The 15,860-nt window shown below is 66.5% G+C and carries 19 protein-coding genes; 10 read left to right on the top strand and 9 right to left on the bottom strand.

The window, feature by feature from the left end; translation table 11 throughout:
• Positions 1-19: 19 nt before the first annotated feature.
• The 9 genes from MTF69_RS12940 to MTF69_RS12980 form a co-directional block, all read right to left on the bottom strand.
• Entirely contained in the window at positions 20-403 is a 384-nt protein-coding gene (locus tag MTF69_RS12940) for a DUF5403 family protein (protein WP_243333661.1), read from the bottom strand.
• The gene (locus tag MTF69_RS12945) at positions 403-738 is read right to left on the bottom strand and encodes a phage head-tail adapter protein (protein ID WP_243333664.1); all 336 of its coding nucleotides are present in this window, start codon (positions 736-738) and stop codon (positions 403-405) included. Before MTF69_RS12945 ends, MTF69_RS12940 begins: the two co-directional genes overlap by 1 nt.
• Positions 735-1,193 (bottom strand): hypothetical protein, encoded by a 459-nt coding sequence (locus MTF69_RS12950; protein ID WP_243333666.1) that lies wholly within the window; start codon positions 1,191-1,193, stop codon positions 735-737. The genes MTF69_RS12945 and MTF69_RS12950 overlap by 4 nt, the downstream gene beginning before the upstream one ends.
• 3 nt (positions 1,194-1,196) lie before the next feature.
• Entirely contained in the window at positions 1,197-2,198 is a 1,002-nt protein-coding gene (locus MTF69_RS12955) for a hypothetical protein (protein ID WP_243333668.1), read from the bottom strand.
• Between the two features lie 136 nt (positions 2,199-2,334).
• Entirely contained in the window at positions 2,335-2,820 is a 486-nt protein-coding gene (locus MTF69_RS12960) for a hypothetical protein (protein WP_243333670.1), read from the bottom strand.
• Positions 2,817-3,938 (bottom strand): hypothetical protein, encoded by a 1,122-nt coding sequence (locus MTF69_RS12965; RefSeq protein WP_243333672.1) that lies wholly within the window; start codon positions 3,936-3,938, stop codon positions 2,817-2,819. The genes MTF69_RS12960 and MTF69_RS12965 overlap by 4 nt, the downstream gene beginning before the upstream one ends.
• The gene (locus MTF69_RS12970) at positions 3,938-5,365 is read right to left on the bottom strand and encodes a phage portal protein (protein WP_243333673.1); all 1,428 of its coding nucleotides are present in this window, start codon (positions 5,363-5,365) and stop codon (positions 3,938-3,940) included. The genes MTF69_RS12965 and MTF69_RS12970 overlap by 1 nt, the downstream gene beginning before the upstream one ends.
• A 35-nt stretch (positions 5,366-5,400) precedes the next feature.
• The gene (locus MTF69_RS43380; RefSeq protein WP_243333675.1) at positions 5,401-6,738 is read right to left on the bottom strand and encodes a terminase; all 1,338 of its coding nucleotides are present in this window, start codon (positions 6,736-6,738) and stop codon (positions 5,401-5,403) included.
• A 353-nt stretch (positions 6,739-7,091) separates the two neighbouring features.
• Complete coding sequence (locus MTF69_RS12980) at positions 7,092-7,412, bottom strand: hypothetical protein (RefSeq protein ID WP_243333677.1); 321 nt, start codon at positions 7,410-7,412, stop codon at positions 7,092-7,094.
• Positions 7,413-8,273: 861 nt separating this feature from the next.
• Between MTF69_RS12980 and MTF69_RS12990 the strand changes: the two genes are divergently transcribed.
• The 10 genes from MTF69_RS12990 (at position 8,274) to MTF69_RS13035 (ending at position 15,808) form a co-directional block, all read left to right on the top strand.
• Positions 8,274-9,206 (top strand): helix-turn-helix domain-containing protein, encoded by a 933-nt coding sequence (locus tag MTF69_RS12990; protein WP_243333681.1) that lies wholly within the window; start codon positions 8,274-8,276, stop codon positions 9,204-9,206.
• Between the two features lie 11 nt (positions 9,207-9,217).
• Positions 9,218-10,027 carry a helix-turn-helix domain-containing protein gene (locus MTF69_RS12995; RefSeq protein ID WP_243333682.1) on the top strand — a complete coding sequence of 270 codons (810 nt, stop codon included), beginning with the start codon at positions 9,218-9,220 and terminating at the stop codon, positions 10,025-10,027.
• Positions 10,028-10,142: 115 nt separating this feature from the next.
• Complete coding sequence (locus MTF69_RS13000; protein WP_243333684.1) at positions 10,143-10,718, top strand: hypothetical protein; 576 nt, start codon at positions 10,143-10,145, stop codon at positions 10,716-10,718.
• A 1,419-nt stretch (positions 10,719-12,137) separates the two neighbouring features.
• Complete coding sequence (locus MTF69_RS13005) at positions 12,138-12,725, top strand: hypothetical protein (RefSeq protein ID WP_243333687.1); 588 nt, start codon at positions 12,138-12,140, stop codon at positions 12,723-12,725.
• Positions 12,726-12,813: 88 nt separating this feature from the next.
• Entirely contained in the window at positions 12,814-13,620 is an 807-nt protein-coding gene (locus MTF69_RS13010) for a hypothetical protein (protein ID WP_243333688.1), read from the top strand.
• A gap of 78 nt (positions 13,621-13,698) precedes the next feature.
• A complete protein-coding gene (locus tag MTF69_RS13015) occupies positions 13,699-14,016 on the top strand; it encodes a hypothetical protein (protein WP_243333689.1) in 318 nt (105 codons plus the stop codon).
• 128 nt (positions 14,017-14,144) lie between these two features.
• Positions 14,145-14,456: a hypothetical protein gene (locus tag MTF69_RS13020; protein ID WP_243333691.1), complete on the top strand. Its 312-nt coding sequence runs from the start codon at positions 14,145-14,147 to the stop codon at positions 14,454-14,456.
• 9 nt (positions 14,457-14,465) lie between these two features.
• Positions 14,466-14,801, top strand: a complete 336-nt coding sequence (locus tag MTF69_RS13025; RefSeq protein ID WP_243333692.1) for a hypothetical protein — start codon at positions 14,466-14,468, stop codon at positions 14,799-14,801.
• On the top strand, positions 14,798-15,205 hold the full coding sequence (locus MTF69_RS13030; protein ID WP_243333694.1) for a hypothetical protein: 408 nt from the start codon (positions 14,798-14,800) through the stop codon (positions 15,203-15,205). Before MTF69_RS13025 ends, MTF69_RS13030 begins: the two co-directional genes overlap by 4 nt.
• A gap of 57 nt (positions 15,206-15,262) precedes the next feature.
• Positions 15,263-15,808, top strand: coding sequence for an antirestriction protein ArdA (locus MTF69_RS13035; protein WP_243333696.1), 546 nt, complete (start codon positions 15,263-15,265; stop codon positions 15,806-15,808).
• The last annotated feature ends 52 nt before the right edge of the window (positions 15,809-15,860 follow it).

Here is a 15,860-nt window from a genome sequence, read left to right on the forward strand (position 1 = left end):
GTCGGGGGGATGCCGGCCACTAGTCGACCTTCACCTTGCCCTTCCGCTTCTTCGGCAGGTGCGCGGCGGTGGCCAGGACGTAAAGGCCGTCCATGGGCGGGACGACGTCGAGGTAGTCGTTGCCGTCCTTGTCCTTGCGGACGACGACGCTGGCCTGGCGGCCGTACTCGATGCTCAGCGCGGCTTTCTGGCCACGCTCGTCGGAAAGTACGACGAAGCGGTCCACTCTGCCCTCGTCGATATCGATCCGGGCGTGACCGTCTGCACGGTGCTGGACAAGCAGCTCCTCCGCGCGAACGGCAATCTCAAAGGTGCGGACGTCGAGCTCCGCCTGAACGGCTTCGTTGAGGGCGAGGACTTTGGTCAGCTTCCGGCCGCCCACGCTCTTGTAGACCTTCGCCATCAGGGCCGCTCCCGAATGTCGATGCTCCAGTGCCGGGCGCGGCGGTCTCCGTGGTGGTAGGCCGGAGGCGAGACGATGTCCCACTGGCGGCCCGCATACTCCACGCGGGACCAGAGGGTGACCTCGTCAAGGTGCGGGTCGACGATGAGCCTCACCACGTTGATCTGCTGCTGGCCGGGCACTTCGGCTCGGGCCGAGCGCTGCGGGATGGCAGCGACCCGCACCTGATGGGGGCCGTCCGCATCCGCGACCACGACCTCGTTTCCGCGGTTGTCCGTGATGGTGGTCGTCTTCCAGATGCGGGCGGACTGCCCGCGACGACGTTGGAGGCTCACCAGGGACTCACCTCCTCCGCGTACAGGGGGAAGGGTTCTCCGCCGTAGTCCACCGGAACGGGGCTGGCCCGGTGGGGGCGGTCCCTGGTTCCCCACGCGCTGACGACGACGCTGGTCAACGTCGGGCGCCGTCCGCCGAGATCCTCAAGAAGGCGGATTTCCTCGCGGGTGAAGTAGACCGTGCCGGCGTCGCGGCCGTGGGCGTCAGACCAAGCCAGGGTCTCGTCGCCTGCCCGGCTCTGCACGTATCCGTGGGGGTTCCGCATGTAGCGGGCAGCCGCCTTCAGGACCAGCGTACGAACGAGCCGAGGGACCGACGCCTCCGGCCAGTCGCGACCGTAGGTCACGGCAAGGTCGGAGGCGTCCTCAAGGGCTGCTGTGGCGATGCGCGCTTCGTCGTCGTCGAGGTCCCAGTCCAGCCGGGCTTTGAGCGCGTCGAGAGTGGCGTACGCCATGAACTACGCGTTCGCCGGGTCGGTCTCCGGCTTAATGCCGGCCGGGGTCCACACCTTGGCGTCGCTGATGCCCGTGATCTTCGCCAGTTCGGAAGCCGCCGCCGGGTAATCCGACTTGCCGTCGAGCTGGAGCTTGATCCCGCGCACGAAGTGCTCCTGCGAGCTGATGATCTCCTTCTCGGCCACGTCGTCCCAGCCAACCAGAACGTCGGTGACGCTTCGGAAGCCGTTGTAGGTATTCACGACGGAGCGGTCCTGGAGATACAGCGAGTCGTAGTCGCGAATCCAGCGAAGGGCAATACCCTCGAAAGAAGTCGTGGCGCCGTACGGAACGGACTGCGGTACGGAGGGGGCGCCCGAAAGGAAGATGAAAGCGGAGGACGCGAATGCGTAAGCCGTGTCTGCTGGAATCGTCTGGTCGACGACGATCCTGAATCCGAAGCGCTCGCCAAGGGTGGCGGTGCGAAGCGCGGACTCGGCGATGGAGTCGCCTACGTTCTGTGCCAGGTTCAGCTTTTCGTCGGTCAGAAGTGCCGACTCGAATTCGCTGCCGACCAGGAGGTAGCGGCTCTCCTCCGGAGCGTGAAAGCGGTTCAGGACGCGGCGAGCCTCGATGAGGGCACCGCGCAAGTTCTGCTGGACGTTACCGATGGTGACGTTGTAGTTCTGGCCAGTCAGGGTCTTCACGGCACGCCGCTGAAGTCCGCGGCCGACGGCGCGGACCTGCGGGCGCAGGAGCTTCGACCAGTCGGTGATGTCGAAGTCATTCTGCTCGTCGGTCAGCTTCACGGCTGAGTAGGAGTTTCCGCCGAAAGTTACAGCGATCTTGCGTTCGCTGTACTCGTCGAACTGGATCGGCTGCGACCGGTCGTTTCGGAAGGCGTAGTCGTGGAAGGGGAGAACGCCTTCGACCTTCACGGAAATGGTGTCATTGTCCGCGCCCTTGAACTGGTCAACGCCTTCCTTGCGGAAGAGATTGGGAATGATGAGCTCCTGCTCCAGCATTCCCACGGCCGTGTTGACGAGCTTCTGAGGCTTTACTACCTGGTGCTGAGCGGTGGGCAAGTGATGCAACTCCGGGGGCATAAGGAAACCCCCGGCCACACGACACGGGGGTTAAGGGGAACGTTTGTGCAATGCGTTAGCTGCGGCGGAAGCGCCGAGCGAGGGCGCGGGGGTCCATCTCTCCGTCGTCATCGTCGGACGGCGTCAGGCCGCCGCCGAGCTGCTCGGGCACCTTCGGGGCGAGGAGAGCCTGAAGAGCCTTGGCATCCGCCTCCAGCTCCTCCACGGTGGCACCGCGCAGACGGCTCGTCAGCTCCTGGGGCAGGTCGTACTTCCGGGAGACCTGGCCAACGGTGAGCGAGTGCTCCAGCTCCGCGTTCTTCGCCGTTACTTCGGCGAGGGCCGCCTCGAATTCCTCAGCGGTCTTGGCGTTACCGAGCTGGGCTTCGGCGTCCCGGAGTCGGGTGCGATACGAAGCGGCCTCGCCCCGGATCTTGCTGAACTCCTTGCGGGCCCAGTCTGGGAGCTCGTCCTCCGGGGTGCCGGCCGGTGTCTCTGCGGACCCAGCTTCGTCGGGCTTCTGTTCGTCGGTCGGGGCAGGGGGCTGTTCGGACAGGGTCACGCCTCCGGGGGTGTGGGGGTTGCGCGCCGAGCCTCCTGGGCTGCGGCTCTTTGCTTCTGTCGAATAAAACGCCGCCAGGCGCTCACGGCGCCCTTGCCGGTGTGGCCCTTGGTGACCTGGGGCCACAGGGCCTCGTACTCCCGGTTGAGGGCGAAGAGGCCAGCGGAGCCGTACTGCTGTCGGCTAAAGATCGGCTCCGCGTAGCAGTGACAGCGGTCGTGGAAGAGGTCGCCGTCCTTGAACTGGGCCGACAGGCCGCTCTTGTACGCAACGCCCCGGCTGATGAGCATCGCGCACCAGCCGCACGGTGTACCCGTGCGGCTGAGACGTACGTAGCCGAGAGCCCGGCCGTCTCGTTGCATGTGGTTCCAGGTTGCCGATCGGCCACCGTTCATCGCCACCCGCCCGGCCGCGGCGGCCTGTTGGGACCCGGACTGACGATGTGCGTCATCGCGCTGCCGGTCAGCATCCCGGGCCGACTGCTGGTCGTCGATCGTGGATACACGGCGGTGCAGGTTCTCGGTTCCGAGGGCCTCCAGGACCGTCCGGACCTCTTCCTCTGCCTCTCTTTCGATGCGCTCCTCGTCTTCGTTTAGACGGTCGAGCTCCTCGACGAGCACTCGCTCCCAGTCGTCGCCTTCTTCGTCGAGCACCTGGTCCTCATCGAGGTCGGGAGCCGCCTGGGCTTCCTCGCTGGTGTGGCCTGACTCGCGGTCGGAGGCAGGCGAGGCTTCCCCGGGCTCGCCGGTCGCGGCTTCGTCTGGCTCTGTGCGGGGTGGTTCGTGGGGGCCGGCCAGCGCGGCGAACTCGCGGCGGAGGTCGCCGAGGGTCACGTATGCAGGCTCGGGGTGATAGGGGTCGGCCACCGTCGTGCCCGTCTGAAGTGCACGGGCCAGGCGGTAGTACGCGCGGGCCAGGTCGCGCGCCTGGCGCCTCCGGCCCATCACGAGCGTGATCGCCTGGCGCAGCCAGCCCCCGGCAGTCGCGCCCCGCTGCACGACGGGTACCTCGGCCCACAAGGCCAGGGCATCCGCCGTGGTCGCGGCGCCGATCCGAGACAGCGCCACGCTGTAGGCGACGGACACCTCTTCGGACTCCGCCTGCCTCGTTTCCGACATCAGGCGGCTTCCGCGTAGGTATCACTTCGAGAATCCGTAGTGGCTCGGGTGAGGGCCGAAGCGAGCTGTCCGACGGAATCCTCGTCCTCGGCCAGCTCCTCCCAGTCCTCGAATTCGGTTTGCGTGACACCAGGTACACGGCGCCAAAGTCCCTTTGCAGGAATTCCGAGCTGTTCGCGAAGCTTGCCCAGCGCGTCCGCGGCCTGGGCCAGAGAGCGGGACTCCATATCCCGCCAGATAACCTCGCCCTGATAGTCCTCGGCGCCTGTGCGTCCGGAGAGCTCGGCGGCGAGCCGAAAGACTCGTTCCCAGCTTTCCCCGAAGGCTGTCCGGAACTCGGCGATCTTTCTGCTCAGGGAAGTTTCCGCAGCCAGGAGGGCTTCAGCGCTCAAGTTGGCGATCTGGCCTAGAAGGTGATGCGGTGGGGTCTGGCTGACCGCGGCAAGGTGCCGGATGGACATATCGACGCTATCGATAAAACCGCCGAGCGGGGTTTCGTCCAGGCTTCCAAATTTGACGTCAGGGTCCTCGGCAAAAAGGAATCGCCTGGCGTTGTGATTGATCGGAAGTGGTATCGGATTACCCTGCTCGTCGAGAGTGGGATCACCGGTCTCCGGATCGCGCTGGATAGGTGGCGCCATTCCCGTTGCCGTGCGCACCTTTACGCTGGCATAGGTCTGAGCGACGAGAAGATCGAAGATCGTTTGATTGATTCGATCCTGTAGGCAAATCATCGGCTCAATTACACCGAGCGTGCGGCCTTCGAGGTCGACGAGAGCCGCGAAGCGGGTTACGGGGCACTCGCCAGCACCATGCCGACGGACGCGGGACACGGTGATGCTCTTGGCGTCGTCCAGGCTCTTGAAGCTGACCGTGAACTCCTCGCGCGCATCCCACATCCGGGCCCGGCCCAGGGTCTCGGGGGATGGCCAGGCGATCACCGTCAATGCCGCATGCGGAACGTCGTCGTTCGCCGGGTCTTCGAACAGGGCGGCCGTCTTCAGGGCGGAGAGGCCCTTCGTCCGGACCCGGCCCGCGGAATCGCGCTCGGTCACGGTGAAGCTGTGCCCGTACGTCAGTGCACCCCGATAGACGGCTGCCTGTCGGGCATCAAGCCGAGACCGCTGCCAGTGTGCCCACTCGTCCGAAGTGGTTTCGGCCTGGGCGGGGAGGCCGCCCGCGACCATTCCCGGCCGAAAGCCATCGACGTACAGGGCCTGCGCGGGGGTTCCGACCAGCAGGGGGAGCCAGTTGGAGATGGACCGCTTGGCGAGCAGTCGGTACTCGTCATCCGCCATGGCCGGCATGTAGGGGTCGGCGTGGCGGCCGTGGAGGTAGTCGTCGATCCGCCGCAGGCGGTCACCGTCGCGATTGAGGATCGCGAGGAGCTGGCGTGCGAGCGCAGCGGGGGAAGTTGGCACGGCCACGCGATCACCACCTAAGTTACACTCTTGCGAATTGGTTAAAGGAAGAAGCCGCGGCCGGTCCTCTTGCGGACCTTCTTGCCTCGGGCGCGTAGGTCGACCAGGGCCTCGTGCGCGAGCATGAGCGCGGCGTACGCGTCGACCTTCTTCGGGCTTTCGCGGCCTTCCTTGCCGAATGAGATGCCGTAGTTGTTCGTCCTGCGGCGTGCATTGAGTGCATGCCGGCGGAGCGTGCGGTCGCCGTCGTGGACTAGCTTGCGGTCGAAGATGGAGCGCATGAGGCGCTCGTGCGCCATGGTCGATGCTTTCAGGGACGCACGCATGTCCCAGCCGATCGCGTCCTTACCTGGAGCCTTCACGGCCAGGCCCTCGCCGTAGGCATCGGACCACTCGCTGATGTAGCTCTCCCAGAGCGCTACGTCCGCGTAGTACGCCTTCACGTCGAACGCGCGGAATGCCTCGTGCACAGCGCTGTCGACCTGTGCCCGGGGAACCGTCCAGTCGTCGCCGCGAGGGCCGTCGGGCTTCTCCCAGATGCCGAGAATGCAGGCGTACATGTCGTTAACGCGCAGTGCTACGAGGCAAGTTGAGTCGTCGCGGAGACCGCCGTCGAACCCCAAAACAATCTCGTCGCCGGGCTGGAGCACCTTCGAGTCGTCGCGTAGGACGTCCCACTCGGCGGGACCGAAGAGAGCGTCCTCGCTGGCGACGATCTGGTTGAGCCACATACGCCGGGAGCGGCTGGGCGCGATCGTCGTATCGAGGATCGACTGAAGGATGGTCTCGACCCGCAGCCAGATGGCGTCACCGCGGATCTTCGGCAGAACGATGCGAATCGCCTCGGGCGTCAAGGGCGTCGCCGGGTGGGCCTCGATCGAGTCGTACATGACGCCGATGTCCGCTGCGCGGCCGTCGAGGATCTTCTCGAACGCTTCACGCATCTTCTCCGCGACGCTGTCCTCGCCGGGGAGGAACGCGTTCGTGATCGCCAGGTACCGCGAGTCCTTCTTCGTGGCGTTGCCGTCGATCGTTTCGTACATGCGGTCGCCGTTGTTGCCCGTCACCCAGTGGTGGGTCTCGTTCAACACGGTGAAGGTGACGCGCCCGCCTTCGAGCGCGCGAAAGCTGCTGGTCACCGCTTCGAGGCGTTGCCGGCCGCCGTTCGCGCGGATCAACTCCGCGCCTGCTTTGATGCCGTACGTCGAGATCAGCTTGTTCGAGATCAAGGACGGCATCAAGGTCATGGTGTTGCGGGTCTGATCGCGGCTGACAGCTGCGATCTGAACCCACGCCTGTGGGTGCGGAACGCCAACGGGGTGCCCGTTTTCCCAGTGAGAGAAGCGCGAGGGGCCGACAAACTCGACGAGGGAGACCACGGCGAGGAGCGGGTCCTTGCCGGTAAGCCCCAGCCCTTGAGGCGCTGAAGGACTCCCTTGCGGTAGATGAAGCGGCCGTTCTCGTCGACCGCGTACCACCACAAGACGAAGCGGAGCTGCTCGCGCGTGAAGCGCCAGGGGCCGCCGTCCTCGGCGTTGAGGAACTCTGCGGCCCAACCTGCGATCTGCCACCCGAGAGTGTGCTCGGGCAGCTTCCAGGAGCCGTCGGGTTCCTTCTGCCAGGTGGGGCCGAGGAAGCTCGGTTCGAGAGCGTCGATCTCTTCTGCTGTGAGGGCTGGGATGGGGCTCACCTCCCCTCGGTGGTCGGTCCGTCTTGCGTGGGCCAGACCTCACTAGGCGAGCCCGAGATCCTGCCTGTAGTCAGCGATGGCGAGTACCGCCGCGGATTGCACTTCAGGTTCCGGCTCGTGCAGCTCCACGCGCACGCGGCGCCGGTCCCCCTCGGCGACGAGCAGCCTCTCGAATGCGCTGTAGATCGTCTGGAGCATCTGGCCGCTGCGCTTGCCGGCCTTCTTGTAGTACGAGAGGTCTTCGCACAAGGAGAAGGCGAGCGCCCAGTCTGAATCCTGGTAGAAGTCGGCCTGGCCACTCGTCTTGAGGGAGTCCCACAGGCGCTTCGCGATGGGGTGCCAGGAGCGATCGGCATTCGGCACCTTCGTGGGCCGGGCAACGCCTCGCGTCACGGGCTGAACGTCACTGCCCTTGCGTTCGCGGGGGCGAGCAAGGTCTGACTCGCGGTTGGGTACGGGGCCGGGCACCTTGCTCACCTCCAGAGAAGTCATGGGCCCCCGAGGGGAGGGTTCCTCAGGGGCCGGCGCGGCTCGACGGGCTCACGGCCTGGAGCTCTGCGCGGTCACAGCAGGCCCGGGTGGGCCTCGGTCCGACGGAATTTGCGGTCATGGCGTCTGCGGCTGGCCGCCTTCGCGGCGGCTCCTTCGCGGGACGACTTGGCCCGGTGATGCCACCCGCAGAGCGATCTGAGGTTGGCCTCGCGGTGGTCGTCACCGGGCCGGACGTGGTCTACGTCGGTGGCGGGCTCGACACAGCGCACGCCGTACTGATCTCTGGCTGTGCAGCGATGGCCGTCCCTGACCAGGACGCGGCGTCGGAGCTGCGGCCAGTTCGGCGGCAGGCGAAGCCTTCGGTCAGACGTAGTCCAGGACATCAGCCTCCTACGTCAGGGATGGCGCAGCGGCGAACAGGAGCTGCGACAGGCGCCCCCGGTAGGGGGCAGCGGCGAAGGAGGCTTCGAAGGGTGGGCGCCGGAGGCGCCCTCAGAGGGAAGCCCCAGGAGGCTTGCCCCTCTACTCATATATACGGAGGCAGCCGCGAGTTCTGGAAGCGATCAGACGGTGATCGCAGTCACACTATTTCCATGACCCCCGAGGTGCCGTGTGGTCAAGTCTTGCATTGGAGTCACACTCTGTCATACGGTGCGGAGCACAGAACGTAAACGACCCCGGTCGGTGCGGTAACACCAGGCCGGGGTCTTCACCTAGAGAAGAGACCTCTAGATGCGAGTGCATCGTAACCGGCACACCACCTCCTTCGTGGTCGTGCCCAATGCCGCCGCACGCCACCGCGGCTTGTCCCTCACAGCCCGGGGCCTGCTCGTTACGCTCCTGTCCCTGCCGGACGGTACGCGGGCCACCATCGACACCATCACCGACCAGGTCGAGGAAGGCCGGCGAGCCGTCGCGAAGGCGTTCACCGCGCTGGAGAGCGCGGGGTACCTGCGGCGGGAACGCGGCCAGGACCCCGAGACCGGGCTCTGGGGAACCCAGTCCCACATCTCTGATCTTCCGATGGACCGCATCCCGGCGGCCGGTGAGCCGAGTGCTCGGAGCGTCGGCGATTCTCCCAAGGGGATAAAGAACCAGGGAAAGAACCTCCTCCCCGTCCCGGCGCCGCAGCAGGCCGATGAGGCCGACGTCGAGGAGGAGGAAGAAGCCTCCGACACGACCAACGACCACGCCCCGGCTGACGCCGAGGCGGGCCAGGCCGCCGCTGCGCTTGCCCACCTCGGCGGGATCGAGCCCCGCCTGAAGCTGAGCACAACCGAGGTCCTTCGCTTGGCCCCGCTCGCCGCCGCCTGGCTGGCGGAGGGCCACAACGCTGCGAAGATCACCGCCGCGCTGATGGCCCGCCTTCCCGAGAACGTCGACTCCGCCGCCGCGCTGATCTCCTACCGCCTCAAGAACCAGATGCCCGAGCGGCCGGCACCGAAGTCCAAGCCGCTTCCGGACACCCGTGACCGCTGCGAGGTTTGCCGGGCACCCTTCCCGCTCGGCCGCCACGGTGAGGTGTGCGCCACCTGCAAGGCAGAGCTCGACCGGGCCGCCGCGCTCCTGGCGGGAACCGCGCCCGCTGAGCCGGAGCCAACGCTCGATGACCTGGCCACCGCCCGACAGGGCCGCGAGCGCTGCCGCGCCGCCATGGCCGCGTGAGGGGCGAAGCGATGACCAACATGAAGATGCCCTGGTACGCCAAGGCCGTCTTCGTCGGCGGCAGGCCCCTCGTTCTGGTGGCAGCCCTCGTTATGTCGGTGCCCGGCGAAATCCGAATGGCAGAGATCGCAGGCTGGCAGGGCTGGATCACCTGGCTCATGCCGGTCTGCGTCTCCGCCTACGCCGCGTGCGCCGCCGTCATTGCCACCCAGCGCCACCTTGCCAAGGCGCCGGGACGCGTCACTGCCACCATCGGCGCCGGGGTCGCTCTCGCCCTGGCACTGTCAGCCCAGGTGGTGGCACACCTGATTGACCGTGGGTACATGACGACCTCCGCCCTGCTGGTGGCAGTCGTCTCCTCGGTGCCTCCGCTGGTCGTGGCACACATGCTGCACATGGCAGCCATGCCGGCCGAGGAACTGGCGGCCTGGGACCGCGTGCGGGAAGTCGAACAGACGGCTGCCTACCTGGCGGGTGAACTGGCGGAGGCCCTTGACTTGGCAGGCCGCCAGCTCCTCTCGAAGAGCCACGGCGTCGCCAACGGGTACGACGAACTGGCAGAGATCGTTGACGAGCTGGCCGCCGACGTCGCTGACCTGGTCGACGAGATTGCAGAGGAACTGGCAGAGGCCGCCACCGCGGAGTCGAAGCCGCGCCGCCAGCGGACCCAACGGAAGGCCGTTCCCCTTGCCGTCGTGAAGACCACGATCGCAGCGATGAAGGCCAGCGGCGAGAAGATCACGGGGCAGACGCTGGCAGAGCGACTTGGCTGCTCGGAGCGTTCCGGGTACCGATACCTCGGCGAGGCTCAGGCGGCCTAGTTGACCACGGGTAGGGGTGGGTTGAAGACTCGCCGACCCCTACCTCCGCCATCCGAGCACGCTGATACCAAATCCGGCGCTTGGCTCGTCACGCCTACCGGCACAATGACGTCTCATGACAGAGGCGTTGATGTTGGGGTTGGCGACGGTTCTTGGGTACTTCGGTCACGTTGCGCAGGCTGGGTACGCCCGGAAACACCAGGGGAAGGCCGAGGAGCTAGCGAAGATACAGGCCCTGTACCAGGAACTCATCACCCTTCGCGACCTTGACGGGCATCCGAGAACGGCGATCGAGCCAGCCACCCGTCTGTTGGCTGATGCCGCGTTGCTGCGAAACGCCAAGCTCAGACAGCGCGTAACTGACAACCTAGAGATGGTCCGAGAGTTCCATTTCTTGCGGTTGGGCGGCCACTCCTCGATCGAGGTGCGGAAGGTGTGGGTGCAGGATGCGCTCGACAGCCTCGCGGCCGTTGCTCGCGGGGATCGCTTGCCGCAGCCCAGCTCAGAATTCGAGAACCAGCTCTTCTCCCTGGACCGGATGGGGGCGAAGCTGGCTCCGTCCGTCGCGGTGCTTGCGGAGGCGCTGAAGCACTTTCCCGAGATCGACGAAAGGCAGAAGGAACGGGCGGCCTGGACCAAGAAGCGCAGAGCACAGCAGAGACGACGCCGGCTGCTGTTCTGGCGGCGGTGATGCCGGCGGGTGGATCGCCCGCGTTGGCGCATGTTTGCGGCGAGCTCCGGCCTTCCAAACGGGTTCTGACCTGCGCTTTTTCTGGCCATCCGCGCCGTGCTGGTCTCACGAACGACCCTGGAACCGTGGCGGAATTCGAGCTGCTAAGACGTGGCGGTCCGCGTGCGCGTATACCGGGGGTCACCCCCCACCCCTGCCCTGCTCCCGCCTCCGGCTGCTGACGGCCCGTGCGCTACCCTCCGCGCGTCGTGCAGGCACTCACCCCCCGCACCCCCCAAGGCAGACAGGCGCCCGACTCAGGGCACGGCAGACAGGGCCCGGGGGAGGGCAGGAACAGGCCGAGAACGGGCCTCACGGCGCCACTCAGGGGCCTTACGGGCAGGGTCGAAACCCCTTCTGACCTGCGACTTTGGGCGTGGATTTGCAAGAGTGTCACTCAGTCCGTAGTGTTCTCCATGTCGCCACCACGGAACGCCAGCCACACGGCAGGCCGGATGGGGTGGGGGCAGGCGCTCGAAGCGAATGCAAGAGTTGCGAAACCGGGTTCCGATCCACTAGGTTCGTACCCAACGCCAGACCGGGAAGCCGAGAACGGGCCGCATGAGCGGCGCCGCCGAGGGAACGGAACGGTGGATCGCAGCCAAGCGAATGTAAGAGTTGCGAAACTTGGTCGAGGCCCACTAGGGTCGGAGCCAACGCCAGACCGGCCCGTCCGGAACGGCGCACACACTCCCCGCCTGCTGGCCTACATGCCGCTGAGCGGACAGTACGACCACCGTCCCGATACCGCCGAGAGGCAGGCGTCGGGGGTGAAGGAAGGGCGACCACGGCCCGGATGAGAGTGCGACCGTAGGCAGGGCATCCTGCCGCTTGATGGAAGCGCGATCGGACGGCATCGAGAACCCCTTCGGGTACAGCCACCCCAGGTGAAAGGAACGCTGCCCGTATCGACTTATCCAGTCGGTAGCAGTCGGGCGCCGGTCTTCTCGGCTCAACTCGCTGTGCTGCCCCGTGGGATGCCCTGCGGTGCGGTGTGCAGGAGGTCGAGGGAATCGGTCGGCAGGAATGTAGTTGGGGCGCTAGGGCTCACCGTCCATCGGACGGCCGGAAACGGACCGCGAACCTCGAAAGTGAGGGACGCGGACCGCGCACTTCGAAAGTGAGGCGCGCGGAACGTGGACGGCAGAACGGTGGACGGTGAACGAGGCGTCGAGTGAGCCTCACCCAAATCACTCGAATTGAACATCCGGCCTTACGGGCCGGGCCTCCCGGACGCCTTGGGCGTAGGTGCGAAGCCACCGGGAGGCGCTGACGCCGCGCTGATTGAAAGAGTGTAACTAAATCGGCGCGGCTGAGATCGCAGTGCAGTTCGCGCTGCGGTACGGAGCCGGGCAAAGCTCGGCCTGTGATTGGAGAAACATGGCTGTGAACCTCTGCAAGGACCACCCGCTTGGCGACCTCTCCTTCTTCGAGATGGCCTGCAATCTGAGCGAGCGCAACTTCGCCATCGCCTACGAGCTGGACGGCACCCGCAGGGAGCTGCGGGACGCGTCGGACGCGTTCGAGCTCCTTCGCGAGGTGATCAACGACCTGACCACCGATCACGGCCTGGAGGTCGCGGAGCTGATCGGACTGCGCGATCACTACAAGGGTGAGGCTGGGCGATGGGAGGGGCTCTACCAGGAAGCCGATCGTGAGGCCGGCCAGTTCCGCGGGAGTGTGCGCGAGCAGCTCCTTGCCTCGCATCAGGCTGACGAGATCTCCAAGGATGCAGCCAATGAGATCCTCGAAGCCCTGAAACTTGCCCCGATCGTTGACGAGTACCGCGCCGACGTCACCATCACCATCACGTACGAAGGGCTCCGGAGTCGGGATGGGCGCGACGTGATCGAGGCCGCCGTTCGCGCTGCGGTGGACGCTGACGCGCCGAACCTGCCGGGGTTCGTCTGGGCCTACTCCGACATTCGCGTCGAGGGTGTGGAGCTCGAAGAGTCAGACGTGATCTGACGTCTCAATGTAAGAGTGTAACTAGATGGGTGCTCCTTCTGTGTAGGAGGCACGAAGGGGCGCCCGTCCTGGCCGGATCAAGAGGACCATGTACCGCAGTCTCGACACCCCGACTGATGACGCGCTGGCCGAGTACGCGGCCCGGCTCGATGACGCGCACCGCTCCTGGCCTTCCTGGCGCACGGGGACGTACTCCGATGAGGACACCCCGACACACGTAGAGATGTTCACCTGGCACGACGACCGTTTTGGGTGGATCGGCGACAAGAGCAATTTCGAAGTGGCCCGCGACCAGATCCGCACGGCTGCCGACGAGGGACGCACGGACACCGTGGTTTCCGACGAGCAGGTGTATGACTGCGGGCGCGGCACGAGCGCCTGGGACTACGCCCAGCTCTTCGTCCAGGTCTATGAGGGCGGCTGCCCCGAGGGCTGCCCTGGCACTCACACCGAGGAGTGCCGGCCGGATTGTGATCCCTTCGTCGACTTCTGCCACGGGGATGAGTGTGAAGGGGACTGCCGCAGCACCCGTACGTACACCCCTGCCTTCCGAGCGGCCGTCGCCCTGGCGGAGTTCATCAAGCACGATCACCCCTTCCTCGACGAGGACGACTACTACGACCAGCGCCACCAGGTCTTTGACGCGAACCTCGACGAGGCCCTGGAGGACGTGAAGCTGCACTACCCGTACGACACCGAAGCCGATCACCAGAGCATCGTCGAGCGCGCCTCCGAGCTCCTGTGGGACCTGGAGTACCAGGACTCGGACGGCTGGGCCGACTGGGACGGCGTGCGTGATGCGTACGACCACGGCCGCGGTGAGCACTTCCTCACGCTGGGCCGCGACTTCCTGCGCAACGAGATCTCCGGGCAGCTCGCCCTCATGCCGGCCTGACCCCTCCCCTGAACCGCCACCCCTCCCCGTGCCTCCCCCCCCGGGGAGGGGTGGCTCTCCACCCGAATACGAGGACACATGCGCACCACCACCCGCCCGTACGAGGTCCGTGTCTGGAACGAGGTCGCCGACCTTCTCGGACTCTGGGAGATCCAGCGGACCGGCAAGGACCGATATGTCGTCACCCACGACCACCGCGAGGAGACCCGGTTCGACGACCGGGACGACGCCCTGAGCTTTGCCCGCTTCGGCGCCGAGGCCCTCGTCGAGACCTCCCGCCGCGACTGCCTGTGCGAAGGCGATCCCGACTGCGGCTTCTGGGAGCCCCACGGCATCTCCGTCCAGGAGGTCAAGCCCGAGCTCTCCCTCATCACCCCGCCCCTGCTTTGCCTGTAGACGACCCCACCACCACCGGAGTGACACACATGCGTGCCCTCAAGCGCCTCACCTCGACCTTCAGGAACCGCACGACCATGCCTGCCGAGCACTCCCGCCTTCGCCGTCTCATGAATCCCTGGGGTGTCATGCGTGCCCACCGTGACACCACGGTCGTCGCGCTGACCATCGCGGCCGACATCGTCGGCACCCTGGAAGCCGAGCTCTATGCGCTGCGCTCCGCAGCGGATGACCTCGTGGACCTCCTCGACGACGGCATGCTGGCGTCCGGTGTCGCCGAGCATCTGAACTGTGGGGAGGTCGAGCGCCTCGCGAACTTCCTCAAGGCCCACGACGAGTTGCGTGCGGCTGAATTGTGGCTGGAGTGCCACGCCGAGAGTGATGACGAAGGCGACTCCCACTACAAGGGCGAGACGTCTCAGCTCGCCCTGACGGCCTGAGGCGGAGCGATGTCCGAGTGTGACTTCTGCGGCCTGCCCGGCGCCCGGTGGCTCTATGTCCCCCAAGACCGGGCCCACGTCGCCCTGATGAGTGACGAGGGAGTGGTAACGCCGCTCCTGAACGACGGACGGTGGCGAGCCTGCGATCTCTGCGCGCAGCTCGTCGACACGAACGGCATGGCCGGTCTTGTGGCCCGCTCCCTGTCCACCTTGCGGATGCTCGGAGCACCCGTGCCGGACGGCGGTCCGGACCTTGAGCACATGGCCATGGTCGTCATGGCCAACTTTGCGACCGTGCTGGTTGGCAGGCCCACCAAGGAGCCCTTGCAGCGGAGGGCCACGTGACCTGGCCCTACGACCTCTACATCTGCGACTGCGGATACGAGCAGCCCGAGGACCACGACGGCTCGTGTGGGGCCTGGAGGCATGGCGGCACCTGGCACGACCACGGCTACCGCCAGGCGTTCCAGGCCGCCGCCCGCGAGGGCCACGCCTACGTCGAGAGCACCAGCCCGCACAACGGCCGCAAGACCGTCGTCTTCCAGCACATCCAGGGCGGAGGGCTCTGCGAGCTGTGCGGCCCGGCCACCGGCCGCCGAGGCCCGTACACCCGCTCTCCGAATAACCGGCAGTACCTGTGTGACTCGTGCGTCCGTGACCTCCAGGGCGCCCTGGACGACCTGCACAAGTCCATCGGCGCCTACCGCTCACGGGAGCTGTGGCCCGTCCTCGAAAACTCCAGCCGCTAACACCCGCCGCCGGGCCAGACGACTGGCCCGGCGGCCCCATCCCACAGCGAGGACCACATGGCCCCAACCCTGTCCATGACCGTCCAGCCGCGCGTCTGGATCTGCTGCCTGGCCTGCTACAACTCTGGCTTTTTGACTGGAGATTGGTACGACGCCGACACGGGCGACCTCGTCACCCCCGAAGACCTGCACGGCGGACCCACGGACCACGAGGAGCTGTGGGTGACGGACCACGATGAGTTCCACGGCGCCCTTGAGGGGGAGTGCTCCCCGGCACACGCCGCCGAGATAGCCGAAGCCCTCCAGGGCCTCACCCACGACGAGCTCGGCCCGTTCTCGGCCTGGGTCGCCGAGTGGGGCGACGACGTCGACAACGCCCACTGGGTCGACCGCTTCCGCAACGAGTACCGCGGATTTCACCAGTCCGAAGGGCACTACGCCCAGGAGTGGGCCGAGGACACCTCCAAGGACGAGGACAAGGAGCGCATGACGCGCTGGCCGTGGAACTCGATCGACTGGGACCGCGCCGCCGAAGAGCTCTTCTCCAGTGGCCTGCACGCCGAGCCCGCGTACGGCGGCGTCTACGTCTTCAACCCGCGATGAACACCGAACCCTGCGTCGAGTGCCGAGCTGTGCCCGAGCTCCTCGACGAAGA

Origin of the sequence: Streptomyces sp. AP-93 (assembly GCF_022808175.1) — a bacterium.
Classification (GTDB): domain Bacteria; phylum Actinomycetota; class Actinomycetes; order Streptomycetales; family Streptomycetaceae; genus Streptomyces.